Raw genomic sequence first — 23,564 nt, 5'->3', positions numbered from 1 at the left:
GCATTCGACAGGGAGAATCAACCGTGAAACAGCCCCGCACCCTTGTACTTTCGATCGGCCTGCTGGCTTCCATGCCGGTCATGGCTGCCGACATCGCTGGCGGGCAGAGCCCGGCCCAGGACGGCGTCCATTACATCAACGCAGGCGAATCGACACTCAATGCCGGTCCGCACCGTTCCGGTCGCGCAGGCGTTTCGTTGGGGCCGTATGCCAACGCGGCGCGAGTGGACGTGGCCAGCCTGGTGCCCTACGCCACCACGGTGGTGCGTGGCGCAACCACGGTCCGCACGCTGGGCCCGGACGCAGGCCTGCCGTTCGCCACCGCTGGCGTGGGCCACTTCAGCTTCGTGCAGGTGGGCAATGCAGATGTCTGGTTCGGTGAATGGTCATCCAGCGGCGCGCAGGCGGGCTTCAATCACCGCCAGGTGTTCTTCGTCGGTGACCGTGCCGGTACTTCGCTGCCAGCAGGCATCGTGACCTACACCTTGGCTGGCATCAACCGCTTTGATGGCAGCGGCGTGCTGGAAGGTGCACTGCGGGCGAATTTCGATACCGGCACCGTTATCGCCGGCCTGGTCGGGACCGGATACAGGCTCGCCGCGAGCGGCACGCTGGATCGCGCCACCGGTGCGTTCAGCGGTTCGGCCATCGCCAATGGTTCGATCATCGGTACCAGCAGCGGCCAGTTCTTCGGCGCCGGTGCCAGTGCGGTGACCGGCATCGCAACCTTTGCCGGCAACAGCCAGTTCGATACGTCCTTCGGCGGTCAGCGCAACTGATCCGCCGCCGTTCCTTTTTGTGTTGTACCCGTAGTTCCCTCAACCCAAGGAGCAATACCATGAAAATGATCAACCGTTCCCTGTTGGCCGTCGCCGCTGCACTGGCCCTGGCCGGCACTGCGCAGGCGGCCGACATCGTCGGCGCTGCCAGCCCGGCGACCGATGCGCAGCTGTACGTCAAGGTGGGTGCGTCGGAAGTCAACGGCGGCCCGCACTCGGCCGGCAAGGCCGGTATCGGCGTTGGCACCGTGTCCAATGCCAAGCCGGTCGATTTCCAGGGCCTGGCGGCCTACTCGGCCCCGACCACCGTCAATGGTGTCACCGTACGCACACTGGCCATGCCGATCACCGGTACCCCGGGCAGCCATTCCGGCATGGGCCACTTCAACTTCGTCAAGGTCGGCAGCGGCGATGTGTGGTTCGGTGAGTGGTCCAAGGATGGCGCCGCTGGTGGCTTCAACAACCGCCAGGTCTATTTCGTCGGTGACCGTGCCGGCACCACGCTGCCGGCCGGCGTGGCCACCTACAGCGTGGCAGGCCTGAACAAGTTCAATGGCAGCAACCTGCTGTCGGGTACCTTCCGCGCCAACTTCGGCAATGGCACCCTGCTCGGTGGCCTGAGCGGTGGCGGCCTGTCGATCAACGTCAACGCCAACATCAACAGCGCCAACGCCTCGTTCGCCGGCACCGCCACCGCCAACGGCAGCGTTGCCGGCACCACCCAGGGCCAGTTCTTCGGCGCCAACGCGGCCACCCTGGCCGGTATCGCCACCTTCAGCGGCAACAGCCAGTACGACACCGCCTTCGGCGGCAGCAAGAACTGATCGCCACGCCCCTGACGGGGCAGGGCAGGGACAAGCCGCGATCCGCCAGTCCCTGCTTCGGCCCGCTGCATGCACCACCACGGATCGACCATGCGCCATTCCATCTTCCTTGTCGTACTGCTGTTGGCTGCCACCGAGGTGCGCGCCCAGCAGGACGATCTTCGTCGTGTGCTTGAACAGGGCACCGAACTGCGCCACCAGCAGCAGGACCAGCAGCGCCTGCAGCAGGCCGAGTCGGAGCGGCCGACCATCACCATCGACGGCCAGACGCTGCGCGTGGAGCGCACCGTCGATGATCTTGGCCAGGCCCTTTACCTCTCTCTGCAGCATCAGCAATGGCAGGCCGCCGCTGCGTTCCTCGATGAGTACATCGAACTGCCGGGGCATGACCCCCTGCTGCGCCACTATGCGCAGGGGGCGCTGGCGCGGGTGGCAGGCGACCATCGTCGCGCGGCGATGGAGTACGAAGCGCTGCTGGCGGCGCAGCCGGATTTCCTGCCGGCCCGCCTCGAGCTGGCACGTGTCTATGCGGAAGACCAGCGCGATCGCGATGCGGCCGCGCTGTTCACAGCCATCGCTGCAGGCATCAATGCCGATGATCCGGCCACGGCCGGCGTCCGCGCGCGCGTGGACGGTTACCTGAGTGCCCTGCAGGCGCGCCAGCGCTGGAAAGGCGCGCTGTCCGCCGGCCCGGCATGGAGTGACAACATCAACCGCAGTTCGGCCAGTCGCACCTGCCTGTTCGGCGTGGGCGACGCCTGCATCATCGAACGGAAACTGCCGGACGCCCAGCGCGCGGCGGGCCTCGACTACGACGCCAGCCTGGAACGGCGCTGGGTGCTCGGCGGGCATCATGGGCTGTACGTGCGCGGTCTCGCCTTCGGCCAGGCATGGCGCGGGCACAGTGCGTACAACGAGCTCAATGCCAACGTGCAGGCGGGTTACAGCTGGCGTAGTGCACGGCAGACCGTGATGCTCGCCCCCAGCTATGACTACCAGGCCCTGGGCAACCATGCGCTGCAGGGCGGCAGCGGCGTGCACGCGGAATGGCAGTACGCCCTGGATGCACGCAGCCTGCTCAAGCTGGAGGCTGACTGGAAGCGCCAGCGCTATCGCCAGCAGGGCCTTGCCAGCAACTACGACGGCGAGCTGGCATCGCTGTACGCCACCTGGTTCCGCGCGCTCAATCCACGCTGGACGGTCTTCGCCGGGCTGGATGTCACCGACAGCAGCGCAGCCGACGCGGCCAACGGCTTCCGCCAGCGCGGCCTGCGGCTGGGCGCGGCGCGGCAGTGGAGTGGCACCACGGCCACCGTATTCGTGTCGCTCCGCCAGCGCGACTACGACACCTGGAGTCCGTTGCTGGAGGCGCGCAGGCAGGACGACGAACAGAACCTGATCGCCATCGTGCGCAGCGAGCGCCTGGCCGTGGCCGGGCTGGTACCCAGCCTGAGCCTGCGCTACGCGCGCATCGACAGCAACGTCGGCTGGCTGTACAGCCACGACCGCAGCCTGCTCAGCCTGAAGTGGGAACGGGCCTTCTGAACGCGGCGTTGCAATGCCGCGGTGAACGCGCCGTGGCCGCGACCTTCATCCATCATCACGCGCTCTTGTAGCCCGGTTCGCGCATCCTGCGGGCGTTGCGGCAGAGGTGGGCCGCGTGTATCGAGGAGCGCCGGTCGTGCTGGAAGCGGGTAACAAACCAGAGGGCCTGAAAGGGCTGCGTGTACTGGTGGCGGAGGATGAATTCGCCATCGCGATGTTCCTGGTCGACTATCTGGAGCTGAAAGGCGCACAGGTGGTGGGGCCTGCCGGTGACCTGCAGGCGTTGGGGCAGCTGGTCGATACCCATCCCATCGATGTGGCGTTGCTGGACATCAACCTGGGCGGTGAGCAGGTCTATCCGCTGGCCGATCGGCTGGCCGAGGCGGGTACCCCCTTCCTGCTGACCTCCGGTTACGACGACAACCTGCCCAGCCGCTTCGCCAGCGCGCCGCGCTGTACCAAGCCTTATCACATCGAAACCCTGGTACAGCAGCTGGCCGGGCTGGTGGCGGCGCCGCAGGTCTCTGCGGGCATCGCCTGATTGCGCGGCATGTCGCGCCGTCCTGAAGGCATCCACGCCGCCACGCTGCGTGGCGGGATGCCACCTGCGCCGCGCCTGCATGCGCGCCACGATGGCATGGCCGCGCGTATCGCCCGCCATGACTGGTCATCCACGCCCTTGGGTGCCTGCGCGCAGTGGCCGCCCCACCTGCGCGCCACCGTCGACCTGATGCTGGCCCATGGCTTCCCGATGATCGTGCTGTGGGGCGAGCAGCTGGTGCAGCTCTACAACGATGGCTATGCCGAGATCCTGGCCGACAAGCATCCCGGTGGACTCGGCCAGCCGACCCGCGAGTGCTGGCCCGAGGTCTGGCACATCAACGGGCCGCTCTATACCCGGGTTTGGCAGGGCGAGACGCTCACCTTCGAGGACAAGCTGTATCCGCTGGTCCGCCGGGGGCGTCTGGAGGACATCTGGTTCACCATCACCTACAGCCCGATCCGTGGTGAGGAAGGGCGCATCAACGGCGTGCTGGTGACCATGTTCGAGACCACCGCCGCGCATCTGGCGCGGGCCGCGCGCGAGCGCGAGGAACTACGGCGGCGCGAGAGCGAGCGACGCCTGGAGCTGGCCTTCAGGATGCTGCCGGTCGGCCTGTGCATCGTCGATCTGCAGGGTCGCATGCTGCTGTCCAACGACCAGATGCGTGCCTACCTGCCCAGCGGCAAGGTGCCTTCCACCGATGAGGCCAACCTGCATCGCTGGCGTGGCTGGCATGCCGACGGTAGCGCCATCGGGCCGGAGGATTTCGCCATCGCCCGTGCGATGCGCGGCGAGACCGTGGTGCCGGGGCTGGAGTTCCAGTACCTGCACGACGATGGCCGCGCGCGCTGGACCCGGGTCGCGGCCGCGCCCCTGCGCGATGGCGATGGTGAGGTCAGCGGGGTGTTCGCCATCGCCGTGGACATCGACGATCTCAAGCGTGCCGCCGAGCGCCAGTCGGTGTTGCTGGCGGAGCTGCAGCACCGGGTGCGCAACATCATGTCGACCATCCATGCCATTGCCTGGCGGACCCGCGAGTCGGTCAGCAGTGTGGATGAATACGCCGAACGGTTGTGCGGGCGACTGATGTCGCTGGCACGCACGCAGAGCCTGCTGACCCGTGGCGCCAATGCCGGGGTCTGCCTGCGTGGCATGATCGATGAGGAGATCGCGGCGCAGACGCCAGCAGCGGCCGCCTGCCGCCTGCAGGGCGAGGACGTGCTGCTGCCGCCGAAGGCGGCCGAAGTGCTGTCCTTGGCGATCCACGAATTGGCGACCAACGCCCTGCGGCATGGTGCGCTGACCCATGAGAACGGCCGGATCGACGTGTCCTGGCACCTGCAGGTGCAGGACGGGCAGCCGTGGTTGGGGCTGCACTGGTGTGAACGCCATGCCACCGTGGAGGACTGGGAGCTGCCCCGGCAGCGTGGCCTTGGCCGGGCGCTGATCGAGCAGCGCGTGCCGTACGAGCTCGCCGGCAGCGGCGAGCTGCGCTTTGGCCCACAAGGCCTGGATGCCTGGATCCGCTTCCCGCTGCGCGAGCGTGACAGCCTGCTGCAGACCGATGCTCCGGACGCGGCGGCGGACGGTTCCGGCAGGTAAAGGTCCATTTATCCCCAATTGGGCCAAATTGGGTATAGTGGCCATTATCCACCCTGCCCGGAGCCGTGCCATGACCCTGCCGCTGGATCTGCCTGGCCTCGAGAAGGCCCCAGCCTCGTCGGTGAAGACCCGGGGCTGGCCGAGCCTGATGCGTACCGTGCGCGAGAAGCAGGCGCTGGTCATCACCAACCACAACCACCCCGAAGCGGTGATCGTGGACATCCGCACCTACCAGGAGCTGCTGGCCAAGGCCGCCGGCAGCGATGCCGGTGAGCGCAGTGAAGAGCTGCTGCGCCTGCGCGGCGAATTCGACCAGACTCTGGCTGGCCTGCAGCGCGGTGAGGGGCTGGGCAAGGTGCTGGGCCAGCCGATCCGCCGCGGCCGCAAGGTCACCCTCGGCCGTCCGCTCTGACCGATGGGGCGGATCCTGGTGCTGGCCGGCGTCAACGGCGCCGGCAAGAGTTCGCTGCTGGGAACCTGGCTGGAAGCCGAAGGGCTGGGCTGGTTCAACCCCGATTCGTTCACCCGCCGCCTGGTAGAGGCGGGCTGGCCGCTGCCCGACGCCAATGCCGAGGCCTGGCAGGAAGGCACCCGCCGCCTGCGCCAGGCCATGGCTGATGGCACGGACTTCGCCTTCGAGACCACGCTGGGCGGCAACACCATTCCGCGCCTGCTGCGCGAGGCCTGCGAGCACCATCACGTCGCGATCTGGTTCTGTGGCCTGGCCACGGTGGACCTGCACATTGCCCGTGTTGCAGCGCGGGTGGCCGCCGGCGGCCATGACATTCCGGTGGAGAAGATCCACGCCCGCTTCGATTCGGCACGCGAGAACCTGCTGGAACTGCTGCCACACCTGGCCGAGCTGCATGTCTACGACAACAGCGCTCCCGCCGACGCCGACGGCTGCGTCGAGCCGCTGCCGGTGCTGGCGATGGCGCACGGCCAGCTGCAGTACCCGGTCTCGGTGGCCGAGCTGCTGCACACGCCGGACTGGGCCAAACCCATCGTGATGCGTGCGATGGAGTTGAACGCTGCGCGCGATTGAGGGCGCGTACGTTGTAGAGCCGAGCCCACGCTCGGCTGATCCCTCGAAAGGCAGCCGCGCGCGGGCTTGGCCGTACAACAACGCCGGCTTCGCCGAGCCTCAGGCGGGCTTTACCTGCTCAGGCTCCGCAGTCTCCGGCAGTGGCGGCAGGCTCGGGTCCACCGTCACCGGCACATCGCTCTTCAGCAGTGCGGCGGCTTCCTTGTCGCTGCCGACCGCCGGCGGTGAACCGCGCAGCGGCAGGCCAGCGGTCTCCTTCACGAACAGCATGGTGACCAGGCCGATCACTGCCGCGCCCATCAGGTAGTAGGCCGGCACCAGCGGATCGCCGGTACGTTCCACCAGCCATGCGGTCACCAGTGGCGTGGTGCCACCGAACAGCGACACCGACACATTGAAGGCGATCGACAGTGCGCTGTAGCGCACCGGGGTATAGAACAGCGCCGGCAGCGTGGACGGCATCGAGCTGGTGAAGCACACCAGTGCCAGGCCCAGCAGCATCAGGCCGAGGAAGATCAGCCAGTCGTTGCCGCTGCCGATCAGCAGCAGGCAGGGCACGGCCAGCACCAGCAGCGCGATGCAGGCACCGATGATCATCGGGCGGCGGCCAAGCTTGTCACTGAGCAATCCGCCGACGATGTTCAGCGGCATCATCACCAGCATCACGATGATGATCAGCAGCAGGCCCTTGCTCTCGGCATAGCCCATGGTGACGCTGAGGTAGCTGGGCATGTAGGTCAGCAGCATGTAGTCGGTCACGTTGAATACCAGCACCAGGCCCATGCAGACCAGCAACTGGCGGCCATGTACCTGGAACAGCGCGGCGAGCCCGGGCCGGTCGTGCTCGCGCTTCTCGGCTTCCTCGGCGAAGGCGCGGAAGGCCGGCGTTTCCTCCAGTTTCATGCGCATGTACAGGCCGAGCAGGCCCAGCGGGCCGGCCACCAGGAATGGAATGCGCCAGCCCCAGTCCAGCATCTGTCCGCTGCTCAACAGCATGTGCAGCGCGGTCACGGTTCCGGCGCCGGCGATGTAGCCGCCCAGCGTGCCGAACTCCAGCCAGCTGCCCATCAGGCCGCGGTTGCGGTCGGTGGAATACTCGGCGATGAAGGTGGCCGCACCGCCGTACTCGCCGCCGGTGGAGAATCCCTGCACCACACGTGCCAGCAGCAACAGCACCGGTGCCCAGATGCCGATGCGCTCGTAGGAGGGAATCAAGCCGATCGAGAACGTGCCCAGCGCCATCAGGATCATGGTGAACGCCAGCACTTTCTGGCGCCCATAACGGTCGCCGAGCGGGCCGAACACCAGGCCGCCGAGTGGACGCACCAGGAATGCCACGGTGAAGGTGGCGAAGGCGGCGATCACCTGTGCCGTGGGGTTGCTGGACGGGAAGAACACCTGGCCGATGGTGACGGCCAGATAGCCGTAGACACCGAAGTCGAACCACTCCATGGCATTGCCAAGTGCGGCGGCGCCCACGGCGCGCTTGAGCATGGGCTTGTCGACGACGGTGATCTCATCGACCTTCAGGTGGCGGCGGCGTTTGAACCAGCCGAAGTGGGCATGGGAATCGGGCGTGTCCTGCATAGGGGCTCCCTTGTAGGTATGGAATAGGGGAATGGGTGCTGTGGTGTGTCCCGGAAATCGGAAACGGCGATGCAGGCGCAAGTGGCGCAGGGGCATCGAAAGGCGGCGTGGGGGCCGGGGAATGTGTGCAGGCGCAACGCCACGCGCACGGCAAAGCACCGCCGCAGGGGCGGAGACGCGAAAACGGGATCACAGCGGCCGCGCAGTCAGCGGCCAGGTATCACATCAGCGTAGGGGGTGCAGGCAGAGCGCCTGCGGGCGTCATCCGCCGGGATCCAGCGCGAGGGGATGGAAATGCAGGGCGGGAGCATTCGTGGCAAGCGAAGCGCCGGTCGGCAGTGCTTCCCACGTAACAGGTGCGCCCGTCACGTAGTGGGTCGTGTCGATCATCCGTTCATCATAACGGCATCGGCGTGAGCATGCAGCGAAGCAGGCTGATCTGCACGCTGTGTTCCACCTCGCCTGTTCAGAAGGCTCAGGCCGACTTCGCCACCAAACCGAACACCGTGCAGGCCATCGCCAAGGCGCCCGGCAGTGCCAGTTTCCGCGTGACCAGTGCGGCGCCGATCATGGTGAGCACCGAGAGCATGATGGCCAGGGCGAAGAACGGTTGGCCCTGCAGGAACTGGTGAATGCAACCGGCACAGCCGGCAATGGCCAGGCTGGTGGCAAAGCAGACGTGGAACAGTGAGCCAGCGTACACAGAGGTTCCTCGCGATGATGGAGGCCATAGCGGCAGGCAGGCGGACAAATTTAGCGCTGATTGCAGATTGCGATGACGGGATCACATCCTGTACCCGCTCTGGTGACATCGGCGTGCATAAGGTGGAGCGCACACCCACTTTTCGGATTGATGGAGGATGCAATGGCGCGGACGATTCCCGAAGGAACTCTGATCGTGGTAGCCGACGGTGGTTCGGCGCGGGTGTTCACCAACGTGGGCAGCAACCACCAGTTGACCCTGAAGCAGGAAGGCGAACTGCGCCTGCAGGACATCAGCGAGCAGGGTGTATCCGGGCAGGGGCCTGCGGGTGCCGTGCCGAAGGACATGTCGGTCTCGCAGCTCAATGAGGCCACGTTCGCCAAGCAGGTGGCCGAACAGCTCAACGAAGATGCCTTGAAGAACCGCTATGCGCACCTGGTATTGATCGCCGACCCGACCACGCTGGGTCGCATTCGTCCCCTGCTGCATAAAGAGGTCCAGGCGCGATTGCTCGGGGATATTGCCAAGGATCTGACCAACGCGCCGCTGGAAGACATCCAGAAGGCACTGGCGGCGTAGCGCTCATGCCGTTCATGCGTGATCACCTTGCGAACGGGCCCACCTCTGCGGAGGTGGCGGCGCAGCCTGGCTGGCAGGTGCTGGAGTTCGGTGCGCCCTGGTGTGGTCATTGCCAGGCCGCGCAGCCCGCGTTGCAGGCCTTTGTCGAAGCGAACGATCTGCCGCATTGGAAGATCGAGGATGGCAAGGGAAGGCCATTGGGGCGAGCGTTCAAGGTGAAGCTGTGGCCGACGGTGGTGCTGCTGCGCGATGGAGAGGAGATCGCGCGGGTGGTAAGGCCGTTGGACAGCGCGGATCTCATGTCGTTGCAGAGCGCACTTCCCGGTTGAAGAGTAAACCCGGTGCGGGACACCGGGCAGTCGCACTGCAGCATGCGGCGTGACAGGCCCGGTGCTAGGATCCCGCTATCACCTGAATCGATCCAAATGCCGATGCCCACGCTGGACCGTCGTCTCCTGATCGCTGTCGCCGCCACGGCGATGTTCGCTTCCGGCCTGGCGTCGGCCGCGCCTGCCAGAACCGCCGCCGACAAGGCCTATGCCTCGGTCGACCCGTTCATTGGTACGGGTGGTGAAGGCCACACTTACCCGGGTGCCACGGTGCCGTTCGGCATGGTCCAGCTCAGCCCGGACACACGCATCCAGCCACGCGAAAAGGCCTATGGCTGGGCAGCCGGCTACCGCTACGACGACAGCAGCATCGTCGGCTTCTCGCACACGCATTTTTCCGGCACTGGCCATTCCGATCTGGGCGACATCCTACTGATGCCGTTCACCGGCAGTCCCGGCCTGGAGCGTGGCGATCCTGAGAAGCCGGGCAGCGGCTATGCCTCTCGCTTCCGCCATGATGATGAGAAGGCCGAGCCGGGCTACTACGCCGTCACCCTGGACGACTACAAGGTGCGCGCCGAGCTGACCACCAGTGCGCGCGTGGGCGTGCATCGCTACGCCTTCCCCAAGGGCGCCGACGCCAAGGTGCTGCTGGACATGCGCACCAGCATGTACGACTACCCGGGCAAGGTGCTGTGGTCGCGGGTGCGGGTGCGCGCCGATGGTACCGTGACCGGCTTCCGGGAGACGCGCGGCTGGGCGCCAGGTCGCCAGCTGTACTTCGCGATGCGTTTCTCGCGGCCGCTTTCCGGGCATGAGCTGCACAACACCGAGCAGGACATCGTCTACAAGGGCTTCCCGCCGCCGGGCGAGAAGGATCCAGCGCAGCGCGCACAGGTCGAAGGCCGCCAGCTGGTCGGTACCTTCGCATTCGGCAAGCTGGATGCACCGCTGGTGGTCAAGGTCGCGATCTCGCCGGTCAGCGAAGTCGGCGCCATTGCCAACCTCGACGCGGAAGTGGCCGACTTTGATTTCGATCGCGTGCGTGCGCAGGCGAAACAGGAATGGACGCAGGCGCTGTCGGTGCTCGATATCGATGCGCCCGAGCACGCCCGCCGCAGTGCCTATACCGCGCTGTACCACACCCTGCTGGGGCCGACGCTGTTCATGGATGCCGATGGCCAGTACCGCGGGCCGGACAATGCCCTACACAAGGCCGAGGGCTACACGAACTATTCCACGTTCTCGCTGTGGGACACATACCGGGCGCTGCACCCGTTGCTGACGCTGGTGCAGCCGGAGAAGCGCAACAGCGACTTCGTCAATTCGATGCTGGCCCACCACGAGCACAGCCCCTACGGCATGCTGCCGGTGTGGTCGTTCCATGGCCTGGAAGACTGGTGCATGATCGGGTACCACGCGGTGCCGGTGATTGCCGATGCCTACGTGAAGGGCATTCGTGGCTTCGACGCCGACAAGGCACTGAAGGCGATGATCGAGACTGCCAACTACGGCCCCTATGACGGCATCGCGCAATACCGCGAGCTGGGCTATGTGCCGATCGACGAGGAAGGCGAGGCCGCCAGCAAGACGCTGGAGTACGCCTTCGATGACTGGACCATCGCGCGCATGGCGCAGGCGATGGGCAAGACCGATGTGGCGGCGACCTTCGACAAGCGCGCCGGCAACTGGCGCAATGCCTTCGACAAGGACACCGGCTTCATGCGTGCGCGCAAGCGCGATGGCAGCTTCCGCACTCCGTTCGACCCCAGCGCCAGCGGCTATGGCACCGACTACACCGAAGGCAACGCCTGGCAGTATTCGTGGTACGTGCCGCAGGATGTTGCCGGACTGGCAGCAGCGCACGGTGGCAGCGACAAGCTGCTCGCGCGCCTGGACGATGTATTCAACGCCAAGGTGGATCCGTCCATCTTCGAGCACATGGAAGACATCACCGGCCTGATCGGCTGGTATGCGCATGGCAACGAGCCCAGTCACCATGTGGCCTACCTGTATTCGTACGCTGGCCAGCCGTGGCGCACCCAGGCGCGCCTGAAGCAGATCATGGACACCCAGTACGCCGATCGCCCCGATGGCCTGGCCGGCAACGATGATGTCGGCCAGATGTCGGCGTGGTACGTGTTCACCGCCCTGGGCTTCTATCCGGTGGCCCCGGGCTCGGGCGAGTACATCCTCGGCCGCCCGTTCCTGCCGAAGACCGCGATGCGCCTGCCGAACGGCAAGGCGTTCACCATCGTGGCCGATGGGCTGGATGACGGGCACACCTACGTCGGCAACGTGAGCCTCAACGGCAAGCCGCTGCAGCGCACCTTCCTGCGCCATGACGAGATCCTGGCAGGTGGCGAGCTGCGTTTCACCATGCAGGCCGAGCCGAACAAGGATTGGCCGGGGCAGGGCGCGCAGGCGCCCTATTCGATGACGGCGCCGTAACGGAAACGCCGGGCCATGCCCGGCGGAGTGCATTGATGCGCCCTGGGTAGGTGCCAACCTTGGTTGGCACGCAGGAGGTCAGCGGGAACGAAACCGCAACCCCACCCGCGCACCGCCGATCGGGGCGGTATCAATCATCAGGGTCGCCCCATGTCGCTGCGCGATCTCGGCCACGATCGCCAGTCCCAGGCCGCAGCCATCGCCCTCGCTGCTGGCCCGGTAGAAGCGTTCCGTGACGCGCGAGCGCTCGGTTTCGGCAATGCCGGCGCCGTTATCGTCCACCCATACCTGCATGCCTTCGACCTCCTGCCGAACGCCGAGGGTGATCACACCGCGCGAGGCGCCATAGCGAAGCGCGTTGTCCAGCAGGTTGCCCAGTGCCTCGCGCAGCAGCTGTGGATCGCCCTGCACCTGCACGCCGTCGTCGGGTCCGTCGTAACCCAGGTCCACGCGCGCAGCCAACGCGCGATCGGCGTAACGCTCGACCACGCCGCGCGCCAGCGCGGCCAGATCCAACGGCTGCAGCGGCAGTGCACTGCCATGTGGATCTTCCGATCGGCTGAGCATCAGCAGCTGGTTGACCAGGTGCTGCAGCCGCGCCAGCCCGGCCAGCGTGCCGGACAGCGCCAGTTGCTGGGCCTGCGGATCGTGCTGGCGCAATGAACTCTCAAGCTCCACCTGCATCGCTGCCAGCGGCGTGCGCAGCTGGTGCGCGGCATTGCTGACGAAGCGCCGCTGTGCATCCTGCATCGCGTCCAGGCGCTGCAGCAGCGCGTTGTAGGCCTCCACCGCCGGCCACAGTTCGCGCGGAGCTTCCTGCGCCGGATCCAGCGGCGCCAATGGATCCGGCCGCGGGCTGGCCAGCTTCCGCGCAACCAGGTTGGCATGGCGTGCGGCAGCGCCTGTACCGGACCAGGCCAGCCATGCCGCCAGTGCCAGGATCGCAGCCTGGAACGGAACGCTGGTCAGCAGCAGCTTGCGCTCCAGCCGGTGCCGCTTGCGCAGTGTCTCGGCCACGCGCAGCCGGATGTCATGACCCGGCCCGGCGCTGACCACCACTTCGACCATGCGCACGGCCTGCCCACGCAGCCGCGCATCATAGTAGACTGGGTCGTCGCTGCCGGCGGACATCGACGGGCATGGCAATGCCTCGGGCAGGTCGCCATACAGGCGCCCACCCGCGGCGTCGACCACCTCGCCATGCACTTCGTCGGCGGTGTCCCAGGTGAACATGCGCGACACCGCCGGGGTGATCTCGATGGACGCGCGGCCGTCCTGCACCGTCACCAGCTCGGACAACGACATCGCCGAATCCAGCAGCCAGCGGTCGTAGACCTGGCCGGCGTAGAAGCGCGCCAAGGCGAATGAACCCACTGCGCTGCACAACAGCAGTACCAGCAGTGGCAGCCACAGGCGTCTCAGCAGCAGGCCACGCAGGCTGTGCACGCGCTCAGTCACCCACGGCCTCCAACCGGTATCCAAGCCCACGCAGCATGCGGATGCCGACGCCGGCGTGGGTCTGTTCCAGTTTGCGGCGCAGGCGGCTGACATGCACTTCGATCACCGACAGGTTGGCCTCGTGGTCCCAGCTGTACAGCGCGTCGAACAGGCGCTGCTTGGTAACCGTGCGGCCGGGATGCTGCATCAGTGCCTCGACCAGCGACAGCTCGCGCGCGGTCAGCTCGATGCGCTGACCTTCCACCTGCACTTCATTGCGGACGCTGTCGAAGCACAACCGGCCCAGCCGCTTCTGCGCCGGTGCATCGCTGCGGCGGCGCGACAGCGCACGCAGGCGCGCTTCCAGTTCTCCCAGGGCGAAGGGCTTGGCCAGGTAGTCGTCGCCACCGCGGTCGAGGCCGAGGATGCGGTCCTCCACACCATCGCGTGCGGTCAGGATCAGCACCGGCAGGGTGATGCCGTCGTTGCGCAGGCGTGAGAGCAGGTCCAGGCCATCGACGTCAGGCAATGAAAGGTCCAGCACCATCACGTCATACGGTGCGCTGGCCAGTGCCGCCGGCGCGTGCAGCCCACGCGAGAGGTGGTCGCACAGATGGCCGGCGCCCTGCAGGGCGCGGATCAGTCCATCGGCCAGCGCGGCGTCGTCTTCGATCAGCAGGATTCGCATTGCAAGCTTCGTGCAAGGTTGGGGCAAGTTTGGCGCAAGTGCATCACCTTACCGTGACGTGCATGAATTTCTCCCCTCGTTTTGCGGCCGTGCTGGCCACTCTTCTGTGCGCGCCCACCGCTTCGGCGCTGTCCCTGCAGGAAGCGCAGCGCGCCATGGAAGCACACAACCCGGACCTGCGTGCGGCGGCACTGGCGCTGCGCGGCGTGCAGGGCGATGTGCAGACGGCGGCGTTGCGCCCGGCCACCGAGTTGTCGATCGGCACCAGCAAGATCAGCCCCAAGCATGGCATCGGCTCCGGACGCTGGCAGGACAAGCGGGTGGACAGCACCGTGGGCCTGAGCTGGACCTGGGAGCGCGGTGGCAAGCGTGCGTTGCGTATCCGCCAGGCCGATGCGCTGCTGGAAGTGGCCGGGCTGGAGATGCTCGATGCGCGGCGCCGCCAGCAGGTGGCGCTGCATGAAACCTATTTCGCTCTGAAGGGCGCACAGGAGCGGGCGCAGATTGCCGATGCCAACCGCCAGAGCTCGGCCGATCAGATGGCGGCGGCGGACAAGCAGGTTGCCACCGGGGCGATGGCGCCGGTCGACCGCGCGCGGCTGGCAGTGGACGACCTGGCGGTGGCCGACGCGGCGCGCGAGGCGTCGCTGGATCTGCGCGATGCGCAGCATGCGTTGGGGCTGCTGCTCGGCCGCGACGACAGCCATGACCTCAGCGCCGATGATCCTTGGCCGGAGGCCAGCAGCGTGGCCAGCGTGCGTGCGTTCGATCCGCAGCAGCGTGCCGATCTGCGCGCGGCACGTTCGCGCCTGGCCGCGGCCGACGCCGGTGTGGCACTGGCGCGCAGTGAGCGCCACCGCGACATCGAGTTGGGCGTGGAGGCCGAGCGCGAGCCGGCTGACATCAGCGGCGTCACGTGGGGTGTGTCATTGACCATTCCGCTCGGCGGCCCGTCACGTGCACGCGGCGCGATCCAGCGTGCCGAGGCCGACCGTGACAGTGCCGCGCTGGAGCTGCAGGTGCTGCAGCGCGAAGCGCACGCCGAACTGGACCAGTTGCAGGCCAGCGCGCAGTCCGCCGCGCAGCGTCGCAGCGACTACGAAGGACTGCAGTCCGATGCCGCACGCAAGGCGGTGCAGGGCATTGAACTGGCCTACCGCCGCGGCGCCGCCAGCCTGACCGATCTGCTGGATGCGCGCCGCAGCTGGCGCGAGTTCGAGGCTGCGTTGATTGAAGCGCGTGCCGACCATGCCATTGCTTTGGCGCGCTGGGAAGCGGCCACATCCATTGCTGAAGGAGAGTTCCGATGAAGTCCACCGTCGCCTATCGGCCGCAGGCGCGACACGCCGTGCTGCCGGCCCTGCTGGCGCTGGCTCTGCTGGGTGGCTGCGGCCGCGAGCCGGCGTCCTATACCGAGGACGCGCCGAAGGTCAGCGCCGGCCAGATCCAGTTTCCTGCCGGTAGCCGCCAGCTGGACGTGCTGCGCAGCGAGGCGGTCACCGCCGGCGCCAGCGCCAGCCTGCAGCTGCCGGGCCGGGTGGTCTGGGACGAGACGCGCTCCAGCGCGCTGCGTACGCCGTTGGCGGGGCAGGTGGCGCGCATCGAGGCACAGCCGGGGCAGAAAGTGAAGGTGGGCCAGGTGATCGCCTGGATCACTTCGCCCGAATTCGGCCAGGCCCAGGCGGAGGGCGTGCGCGGCCGTGCCCAGCTGCAGCAGGCGCGCAAGGAGCTGGAGCGCACCCGCGAGTTGCATGCGGCAGGTGTGGCGTCGGGCCGCGAACTGGACGAGGCCGAGGCCAATTTCGCCGGCAGCCAAGCCGATCACGCGCGTGCGACCGCCTTCGCCAAGGCCTATGGCAATGGCCAGCACGTCGACCAGCGCCTGCCGTTGCGCGCGCCGATCGATGGCGTGCTGGTGGAGCGGCGGATGAGCCCGGGCATGGCGGTCAGCCCCGACAGCGAACAACCGTTGGCGGTGATTGGCGATCCGGACCGCCTGTGGCTGCTGCTGGATGTTCCCGAGAGCCTGGCCGGACGCTTGAAGGCGGGCATGCAGGTGAGCGTGCCCGGGGCCGATGGACAGCCGCTGCAGGCGACCCTGCAGCACGTGGATGACTTCGTCGACAGCGAACGCCGCGTGGTGCAGGCGCGCGCCGAGCTGGACAACCGCGCACGCGGTTTCAAGGCGGGGCAGTACGTGCGCGCCCAGGTGGCATTGCCGGCCGAGGGCGGTGTCTCGCTGCCCGATGCGGCCGTGTTGTTGATCGACGGCAAGCAGGTGGTGTTCGTGGAGGAGGGCAAGGGCCGCTTCGTGCGTCACGCGGTGCATGCCGAGGAACTGGGCGATGGCCGGCTGTGGGTCCGTGAAGGCCTGGCCGCAGGCGCCAGGGTGGTGGTCGAGGGCGGCCTGCTGCTGCAGCAGCTGGCGGACAGCGCACCGGCCGCCGCCAGCAGCGGCACGGGGCACGCCGCCCCATGATCGATCGCCTGATTGCCTACTGCCTGCGCCAGCCGCTGATGGTCATGCTGGCACTGCTGCTGTTCATCGGCGCTGGCATTGCCGCGTTCCGCGTGCTGCCGGTGGAAGCCTTCCCGGATGTGTCCGACACCCAGGTGACAGTGGTGTCGCTGCACCCGGGCCGTGCCGCGGAAGAGGTCGAGCGCGAGGTGACGATGCCACTGGAAGTGGCGTTGTCCGGTATCCCGCATTCGGTGCGGGTGTTCTCGCATACACAGTTCGGCCTGTCGATGATCATCCTGACCTTCGACGACAAGGCCGATGACTACTTCGCGCGCCAGCAGGTGCTGGAACGCCTGCAGGGCGTGGAACTGCCGGAAGGGGTAACGCCGGAACTGGAGGCGATGAGCTCGGCGGTAGGTGAGATCTACCGTTATGTGCTGAAAGGCCCGCACATGACGCCGACCCAGCTGCGCACCGTGCAGGAATGGACAATGGAACGCAGCCTGCGCACCGTGCCGGGCGTGGCCGATGTGATCAGCTTCGGTGGCTTCGCGCGCACCTTCCAGGTCAAGCCGGACCTGGACAAGCTGCGTGACCGTGGCATCAGCCTCGGTGAGTTCGCCGAGGCGCTGGAGAAGGGCAGCTCGAATGCGGGCGGCGGCTACGTGGAGCGTGGGCAGCAGCAGTTCCTGATCCGTGGCGTGGGCCTGATGCGTTCGCCGGCGGACATCGGCAACGTGGTGGTGGCGCAGCGCGGGGGCACGCCTATCCTGGTGCGCGACCTGGCCGGCATCGCCGACACCGGCCTGCCGCGCCAGGGCCTGGTCGGCCAGGACTACAATGACGATGCGGTGTTCGGCATGGTCCTGATGCGCAAGGGCGAGAACCCGTCCGACGTGCTCGACGCCCTGCATGCGCGCATCGCGGAGATCGAGGCCAACCAGTTGCCGGCCGGCGTCAGCATCGAGCCGTTCTACGACCGCTCGTGGCTGGTCACGACCACGCTGAAGACGGTCTTCCGCAACCTGCTGGAAGGCGCAGTGCTCGTGTTCCTGGTGCTGTGGCTGTTCCTGTACAACGCCCGGGCCGCGCTGATCGTGGCGGCGATGATGCCGCTGGCCCTGCTGTCGACCTTCCTCGGCCTGCATCTGTGGGGTGTGCCGGCGAACCTGCTGTCGCTGGGTGCGATGGATTTCGGCATCATCATCGATGGCGCGGTGATCGTGACCGAACACATCGTCTCGCGACTGTCGAAGCTGCCGTCCACCGCCGACCGGAAGACACGGTTCTCGACCATTCTTTCAGCTGCATCGGAAGTGGGTCGACCGACGTTCTTCTCGATGCTGATCATCATCGCCGCGCATATCCCGATCTTCACCCTGCAGCGCCAGGAAGGCCGCATGTTCGCGCCGATGGCGTACTCGGTGACCTCGGCATTGATCGGCGCGCTGATCCTGGCGCTGACCGTGGTGCCGTTGTTCTGCTACTGGTGGCTGCGGCGCGACCGCATGCGCGACGGCAATCCGCTGATGGACCGCCTGACCGGCTGGTATCGGCCGGTACTGGAGCGCGCACTGGCTCGCCCGCGTGCGGTGGTGCTGACCGCGGTTGCGCTGCTGGTCGGCACGCTGGCACTGGGTACCCGGTTGGGTTCGGAGTTCCTGCCCGAGCTGGACGAAGGCTCGATCTGGCTGACCGCCACGCTCGACCCGAGCACCAGCCTGGTCGAAGCGCAGCAGCAGTCGCGGCGCATCCGTGAGCTGGTCGGCACCTTCCCGCAGGTGTCGACGGTGGTGGCCAAGCTTGGCCGCCCGGAAGACGGCTCCGACGCCAAGGGCGCCAACCAGATCGAGGCGCTGGTGGCGTTGAGGCCGGAGAAGGAGTGGCCGAAGGGCGTGGACAAGCGGCAACTGGTGAGCGACCTGCAGCGCACGCTGGAGCAGCGCATCCCGGGGCCTGAGTTCTCGATCTCGCAGCCGGTGCGCGACAATATCCTGGAGAGCATCTCGCAGATCAAAGGCCAGGTGGTGATCAAGGTCAGCGGCTCGGACCTGGACGTGCTGAATCAGCAGGCGCAGGCGATCCTGGGTCAGGTGCGTGGTGTGGAGGGCGTGGAGAGCGCCTTCATTGACCGTGACGGGTCGTTGCCGCAGCTGCAGATCGAGATCGACCGCGACCGTGCCGCGCGCTATGGCCTCAATGTGCGCGACATCGACGAGGTGATCGAGACCGCACTGGGCGGGCGCCAGGTCGGTGAACTGTGGGAGGGCGACCGCAGGTTCCCGATCACGCTGCGCCTGGATGACGCCGACCGCGACCTGCAGCGGCTGCGCACGGTGCCGGTGGGCATCGGCGATGGCCACACCGTGACGCTGGCCGACGTGGCCGACTTCCGCATGGCCAGCGGCGCGATCAACATCTCGCGCGAGAACGCACAGCGGGTAAAGGCGGTGAGCATCTTCATCGCCGGGCGTGACATGGGCAGCGTGGTGGCCGACATGCGCAAGCGCGTGGAGGCCAGCGTGCAGCTGCCGGAAGGCTACCGGCTGGAGTGGTCCGGCGAGTTCGAGAACCAGCAACGTGCGATGAAGCGTCTGGGCTGGGTGATCCCGCTGTCGGTGCTGATCATCTTCGTACTGCTGTTCGATGCCTTCAAGGACGTCAGCAGCGCCGCGCTGATCCTGGCCAACGTGCCACTGGCGATGATCGGCGGCATCCTCGCCCTGTGGTTGACCGGCATTCCACTGTCGGTGTCGGCGGCGATCGGCTTCATTGCATTGTTCGGGCAGGCGGTGCTGAACGGGGTGGTGATGCTCAGTCGCTTCGCGCAGCTGCGCGAGCAGGGCATGGACCTGCTGCAGTCGGTCGTGCAGGGCTCGCTGCAGCGCCTGCGCACCGTACTGATGACCGCACTGCTAGCGATGTTCGGCCTGCTGCCGATGGCCACCTCGCATGCGATTGGTGCCGAGACCCAGAAGCCGCTGGCGGTGGTGGTGATCGGTGGCCTGCTGTCGGCGATGCTGCTGACCCTGCTGGTGTTGCCTACGCTGTACTACTGGGTACACCGGCGCCGCGAGGCCCGCGCCGGATGATCCGCACGGTAGATCCACGCCATGCGTGGATGCCGTTCGCGCGATCTACACCATCCCGCCGTTGGCGCGCAGGACCTGGCCGTTGACCCACCCGCCATCGGTGCCTGCCAGGAAGGCGACCGCACCGGCGATGTCCTCCGGCGTACCCAACCGCTCCAGGGGGTTCATCTTCGCCAACCGCTCGATCAGTTCCGGTGACTTGCCGTCCAGGAACAGGTCGGTAGCGGTCGGGCCTGGGGCCACTGCGTTCACGGTGATGTTGCGCCCGCGCAGCTCCTTGCTGAGGATGGCGCCCATCGTCTCCACCGCTGCCTTGCTGGCCGCGTACACGCTGTAGTTCTCCAGCTTGATGCCGACCACGCTGGTGGACAAGGTGATCAGCCGGCCACCGTCGCGCACCCGTCGTGCGCTTTCGCGCAGCACGTTGAAGGCACCCTTGAGGTTGATGCCGATCACCCGCTCGAACAGGGCGTCGTCGGTGTCGGCGAGCGGCGCCAGCTGCAGCACGTCGGCGCTGTTGACCACCACGTCGATGCCGCCGAAACGCGCCTCGATGGCATCGAAAAGCTGCCGCACCGCCTGCGGATCGGCGACATCGGCCTGCAGCGCGATCGCCTGCGCGCCGGCTGCGTTGAGTTCGGCCGCCAAGGCTTCGGCGTCGTCGCGGCGGCCCGCATAGTTGATCGCGACCGCGTGGCCATCGGCGGCGAGCCGGCGGGAGATGGCGGCGCCGATGCCACGGGAGCCGCCGGTGACCAGGGCGACAGTGCGGGCGGGGGAGAGGGTCATGGTCGGTTCCAGCGGAGCGCGCCGGAATGGCGCAGGGCCATCTTCGTCATCTCTCCCGCCCGGATAATCATGCATAATCCGCCAACATCATTCGGGTAGCCGAACAATGGACCGCTTCACGGCCATGCGCGCCTTCGTCCGTATCGTCGAGCGCCGCAGCTTCACCCGGGCCTCCGAGGACCTGGACCTGCCGCGGGCCACGGTGACCGACGCGATCAAAGCGCTCGAACAGCGGCTGGGCGTGCGCCTGCTGCACCGGACCACGCGGCTGGTGGTGCCGACGCTGGAAGGCGAGGCTTTCTATGGTCGTTGCCTGCGCTTGATCGCCGACATGGATGATGCCGAGGCTGCGTTCCGTGACGCGCCGCCACGCGGCCCGTTGCGTATCGAAGTGCATGGCACGCTGGGCCGGCACCTGCTGTTTCCGCACCTGCCGGGATTCCTGCAGCGCTACCCGGAGATCGAACTGGACGTCAGCGAGGGTGACCGCTATGTCGACCTGCTGCGTGAAGGCGTGGATGCGGCGTTGCGGGTGGGGACGCTGGCCGACAGCGATCTGGCGGCGCGACGGTTGACCATGCTGCGCGAGGTCACGGTGGCCTCGCCGGGCTATGTGCAGGCGCACGGCCTGCCCGATACCATCGAATCGCTGCAGGACGGCCACCAGATGGTCGGCTACCGCTCCAGTGCCACCGGCCAGCTGATTCCCCTGGAGTTCCAGCAGGGCGGGCAGGTGCGCTACGTGCCGCTGCCGGTGCGGGTGCGTGTGTCCGGTGCGGATGCGTTCCTCGGCGCCGCGCTGGCGGGCCTGGGCATCATCCAGGCGCCGCGCTACCGGATGGACCCGTATATCGCGCGCGGGCAGCTGGTGGAGCTGTTGCCGGACGCGCCGCCGACCCCAAGCCCGTTGAGCCTGGTCTACCCGCGCAACCGCACGCCGTCACCGCGCTTGCGGGTGTTCATCGATTGGGTGGCCGGGGTGTTTGAGCAGACCGGGGTTGCCGGCCAGCGGCCGGGACTACCGGGCTGAGGTGCTCGGCAGCACCAGCTCGAACAGGGTGCCGGTGTCATCCGAGACAACACTCACGCTGCCGCCGTGCGCCTGTGCGATCGCGCATGTGATCGCCAGGCCCAGTCCGGCACCTTCGTGGCGGCCACGCTCGCCGCGGTAGAAACGATCGAACAGGCGCGGCAGCGCCTCGCTGGCGATCGGCGTGCCAAGGTTGTGCACGCTGACCCTGCACACGCCTTCGGCCTCGACCAGCCGCACCCGCACTTCGCTGCCCACGGCTGCGTACTTCAACGCGTTGGACAGCAGGTTGGCAATCGCCCGGTGCAGCATCAAGAGGTTGCCTTCCACGCTCGCCACACCTTCGCGGCGCAGGGTCAACTGTCGGTCCTCGGCCAGAAGCTCGTAGAACTCCAGCAGCGAATCCACTACCGCATCCAGCGCCACTGGCTCGCGCGAGGGCAGTGCACCCGGCGCTTCGGCCTGCGCCAGGTACAGCAGGTCACCCACGGTCTGCGCCAGCTGCTGCAGTTCCTCGGCGCAGGACGCCAGCGTCTCGCGATAGGCCTCATTGCTGCGCGGGTGCGCCAGCACCACCTGCACCTGGGTCAGCATGTTGGTGATCGGTGTGCGCAGTTCATGGGCGAGATCACCGGAGAACTCGGTCAGCCGCGCGAAGTCCTGCTGCAGGCGCGCCAGCATGCCGTTGAGCGTCTGCGCCAGCTGCTCCAGTTCGGCCGGTGCGCTGCGTGCACTCAGTCGGCGCTGCAGCCGGCCGGCGGTGATCTGCCGGGCCTCATCGGCCAGCGTGCGCAGCGGCCGCAGCGTGCGCCGCACCACGTAGCCGCCGAGCAGGCTGCTGGCCGCGGCGGCGCCGATGATGGCGATCGCCAGCAGATGGCGGAAGCGCTGCAGGAAATCGGCGTGGCGGTCGTCATCGATGGCCAGCAGGGTGACCAGCTCGCTGCCGTCGGCCAGGGTCTGGCGCAGGTGCAGGGCATGCATGCAGCGACCATCGGCGAGGATCCAGTCGTGCCGCCGTGGCGCGGCGTCGATCGGCTGGCTGCGTGCATGCTCGCGCAGCAGTGCCGGTGCGGTCGAGAAGAGCACTGCGCCGCTCCCATCAACAATGTGGAAGGCGATATCCGGATGGTGGCCCAGTGCGTCCGCCAAGCGCTGCCCGCGTGCGGACGCAGGTCCGTTGCCGGCCAGGTCACGGATCAACGCAACCTTGTTCTCCAGTTCGCTGAAGTCCTGGGCCACCAGGTCGTGGCGGGCGCTGACATAGATCGCCACGCCCAATGCGGCCAGCACCAGCGTAGCCACGATGGCGAACAGCAGCGTCAGCCGTACCGCGATGGAGCGACGCAGGCTCATCCGCTGTGCAATGCACCGTCGTCCGGCGCCTCCAGCACATAGCCCATGCCGCGCACGGTGACGATCAGCTTGGCGTCGAAGTCATCGTCGATCTTCGCGCGCAGGCGGCGGATCGCCACGTCGATCACGTTGGTGTCGCTGTCGAAGTTCATGTCCCATACCTGCGAGGCGATCAACGAGCGCGGCAGCACTTCACCGCGTCGGCGCGCCAGCAGTTCCAGCAGGGTGTATTCCTTCTGGCTGAGGGCGATGCGCTGGCCGCCGCGTTCGACCCGGCGGCGCAGGGTATCCACCACCAGGTCGGCGATGACGATGCGCTCGGCCTGCGGCAATGCCTGGCCGCGGCGCAGCAGGGTACGCACGCGCGCCAGCAGTTCGGCGAAGGCGAACGGCTTGGCCAGGTAATCGTCGGCGCCCAGCTCCAGGCCCTGAACGCGGTCGGCGATGCTGCTGCGCGCGGTGAGGAACAGCACCGGCACCTGCCATCCGGCCTCGCGCAGCCGCGACAGCACGTTCCAGCCATCCAGGCCGGGCAGCATCACGTCGAGGATGACCAGCTGGTACTCGCCGCTGCCGGCCAGATGCAGCCCGTCGATGCCGTTGCAGGCGAGATCGACCACGTAGCCGGCCTCGATCAGGCCCTGGCGCAGGTAGTTGCCGGTCTTGGGTTCGTCTTCGACGATCAGCAGTTTCATGGTGTGCCCATCATCGCAGCTTGGGCCC

General features: G+C 67.3%; 21 protein-coding genes. 14 read left to right on the top strand and 7 right to left on the bottom strand.

Features of this window, described 5'->3' with window-relative positions:
- Window positions 1–23 precede the first annotated feature (23 nt).
- From AC5P6X_RS11930 to AC5P6X_RS11900, 7 genes are all read left to right on the top strand, one after another.
- Window positions 24–779 carry a HupA family protein gene (locus AC5P6X_RS11930; protein WP_495215473.1) on the top strand — a complete coding sequence of 252 codons (756 nt, stop codon included), beginning with the start codon at window positions 24–26 and terminating at the stop codon, window positions 777–779.
- A gap of 59 nt (window positions 780–838) precedes the next feature.
- A complete protein-coding gene (locus AC5P6X_RS11925; protein WP_019659846.1) occupies window positions 839–1,603 on the top strand; it encodes a Slam-dependent surface lipoprotein in 765 nt (254 codons plus the stop codon).
- Window positions 1,604–1,693: 90 nt separating this feature from the next.
- Window positions 1,694–3,148, top strand: a complete 1,455-nt coding sequence (locus AC5P6X_RS11920) for a surface lipoprotein assembly modifier (RefSeq protein WP_224328206.1) — start codon at window positions 1,694–1,696, stop codon at window positions 3,146–3,148.
- Window positions 3,149–3,284: 136 nt separating this feature from the next.
- Window positions 3,285–3,689 (top strand): response regulator, encoded by a 405-nt coding sequence (locus tag AC5P6X_RS11915; RefSeq protein WP_019337750.1) that lies wholly within the window; start codon window positions 3,285–3,287, stop codon window positions 3,687–3,689.
- 9 nt (window positions 3,690–3,698) lie between these two features.
- Window positions 3,699–5,294, top strand: coding sequence for a PAS domain-containing HWE histidine kinase family protein (locus AC5P6X_RS11910; protein WP_495215472.1), 1,596 nt, complete (start codon window positions 3,699–3,701; stop codon window positions 5,292–5,294).
- A gap of 70 nt (window positions 5,295–5,364) precedes the next feature.
- The gene (locus AC5P6X_RS11905; protein ID WP_010485378.1) at window positions 5,365–5,706 is read left to right on the top strand and encodes a type II toxin-antitoxin system prevent-host-death family antitoxin; all 342 of its coding nucleotides are present in this window, start codon (window positions 5,365–5,367) and stop codon (window positions 5,704–5,706) included.
- A gap of 3 nt (window positions 5,707–5,709) precedes the next feature.
- Window positions 5,710–6,339, top strand: coding sequence for an ATPase (locus tag AC5P6X_RS11900; protein WP_010485380.1), 630 nt, complete (start codon window positions 5,710–5,712; stop codon window positions 6,337–6,339).
- Window positions 6,340–6,438: 99 nt separating this feature from the next.
- Here the strand turns inward: AC5P6X_RS11900 and proP are convergent, their stop codons facing one another.
- Window positions 6,439–7,926, bottom strand: a complete 1,488-nt coding sequence (gene proP, locus AC5P6X_RS11895) for a glycine betaine/L-proline transporter ProP (protein ID WP_495215471.1) — start codon at window positions 7,924–7,926, stop codon at window positions 6,439–6,441.
- A 475-nt stretch (window positions 7,927–8,401) separates the two neighbouring features.
- Window positions 8,402–8,629: a hypothetical protein gene (locus tag AC5P6X_RS11890; RefSeq protein ID WP_019337747.1), complete on the bottom strand. Its 228-nt coding sequence runs from the start codon at window positions 8,627–8,629 to the stop codon at window positions 8,402–8,404.
- Window positions 8,630–8,791: 162 nt separating this feature from the next.
- Between AC5P6X_RS11890 and AC5P6X_RS11885 the strand changes: the two genes are divergently transcribed.
- From AC5P6X_RS11885 to AC5P6X_RS11875, 3 genes are all read left to right on the top strand, one after another.
- Window positions 8,792–9,208 (top strand): baeRF12 domain-containing protein, encoded by a 417-nt coding sequence (locus tag AC5P6X_RS11885; RefSeq protein ID WP_019337746.1) that lies wholly within the window; start codon window positions 8,792–8,794, stop codon window positions 9,206–9,208.
- 5 nt (window positions 9,209–9,213) lie between these two features.
- Window positions 9,214–9,537 (top strand): thioredoxin family protein, encoded by a 324-nt coding sequence (locus AC5P6X_RS11880; RefSeq protein WP_019337745.1) that lies wholly within the window; start codon window positions 9,214–9,216, stop codon window positions 9,535–9,537.
- A 96-nt stretch (window positions 9,538–9,633) separates the two neighbouring features.
- A complete protein-coding gene (locus tag AC5P6X_RS11875; RefSeq protein WP_099559534.1) occupies window positions 9,634–11,988 on the top strand; it encodes a GH92 family glycosyl hydrolase in 2,355 nt (784 codons plus the stop codon).
- Window positions 11,989–12,066: 78 nt separating this feature from the next.
- Here AC5P6X_RS11875 and AC5P6X_RS11870 read toward each other — a convergent pair whose 3' ends face one another.
- Window positions 12,067–13,446, bottom strand: a complete 1,380-nt coding sequence (locus tag AC5P6X_RS11870) for a sensor histidine kinase (RefSeq protein ID WP_224328204.1) — start codon at window positions 13,444–13,446, stop codon at window positions 12,067–12,069.
- Window positions 13,439–14,113 (bottom strand): response regulator, encoded by a 675-nt coding sequence (locus AC5P6X_RS11865; RefSeq protein ID WP_495215470.1) that lies wholly within the window; start codon window positions 14,111–14,113, stop codon window positions 13,439–13,441. Before AC5P6X_RS11865 ends, AC5P6X_RS11870 begins: the two co-directional genes overlap by 8 nt.
- Window positions 14,114–14,175: 62 nt before the next feature.
- Between AC5P6X_RS11865 and AC5P6X_RS11860 the strand changes: the two genes are divergently transcribed.
- From AC5P6X_RS11860 to AC5P6X_RS11850, 3 genes are read left to right on the top strand one after another with little or no spacing between them, the layout of a single operon-like run.
- A complete protein-coding gene (locus AC5P6X_RS11860; protein ID WP_224328202.1) occupies window positions 14,176–15,423 on the top strand; it encodes a TolC family protein in 1,248 nt (415 codons plus the stop codon).
- On the top strand, window positions 15,420–16,592 hold the full coding sequence (locus AC5P6X_RS11855) for an efflux RND transporter periplasmic adaptor subunit (RefSeq protein ID WP_311068556.1): 1,173 nt from the start codon (window positions 15,420–15,422) through the stop codon (window positions 16,590–16,592). Before AC5P6X_RS11860 ends, AC5P6X_RS11855 begins: the two co-directional genes overlap by 4 nt.
- Window positions 16,589–19,666 (top strand): efflux RND transporter permease subunit, encoded by a 3,078-nt coding sequence (locus AC5P6X_RS11850; protein WP_495215469.1) that lies wholly within the window; start codon window positions 16,589–16,591, stop codon window positions 19,664–19,666. Before AC5P6X_RS11855 ends, AC5P6X_RS11850 begins: the two co-directional genes overlap by 4 nt.
- A 45-nt stretch (window positions 19,667–19,711) precedes the next feature.
- Here AC5P6X_RS11850 and AC5P6X_RS11845 read toward each other — a convergent pair whose 3' ends face one another.
- Window positions 19,712–20,455, bottom strand: a complete 744-nt coding sequence (locus AC5P6X_RS11845; protein ID WP_495215467.1) for an SDR family oxidoreductase — start codon at window positions 20,453–20,455, stop codon at window positions 19,712–19,714.
- A 106-nt stretch (window positions 20,456–20,561) separates the two neighbouring features.
- Here AC5P6X_RS11845 and AC5P6X_RS11840 point away from each other — a divergent pair, with 106 nt between their 5' ends.
- Window positions 20,562–21,485, top strand: a complete 924-nt coding sequence (locus AC5P6X_RS11840; RefSeq protein WP_495215466.1) for a LysR family transcriptional regulator — start codon at window positions 20,562–20,564, stop codon at window positions 21,483–21,485.
- Here AC5P6X_RS11840 and AC5P6X_RS11835 read toward each other — a convergent pair.
- Window positions 21,474–22,841: a heavy metal sensor histidine kinase gene (locus tag AC5P6X_RS11835; RefSeq protein ID WP_495215465.1), complete on the bottom strand. Its 1,368-nt coding sequence runs from the start codon at window positions 22,839–22,841 to the stop codon at window positions 21,474–21,476. The two genes, AC5P6X_RS11840 and AC5P6X_RS11835, sit on opposite strands and share 12 nt — an antisense overlap.
- Entirely contained in the window at window positions 22,838–23,536 is a 699-nt protein-coding gene (locus AC5P6X_RS11830; protein WP_049481014.1) for a heavy metal response regulator transcription factor, read from the bottom strand. Before AC5P6X_RS11830 ends, AC5P6X_RS11835 begins: the two co-directional genes overlap by 4 nt.
- Window positions 23,537–23,564: the final 28 nt, after the last annotated feature.

Source organism: Stenotrophomonas sp. YJH_SMC_40 (assembly GCF_059368615.1).
This window is presented reverse-complemented; position numbering and strand designations above follow the sequence as displayed.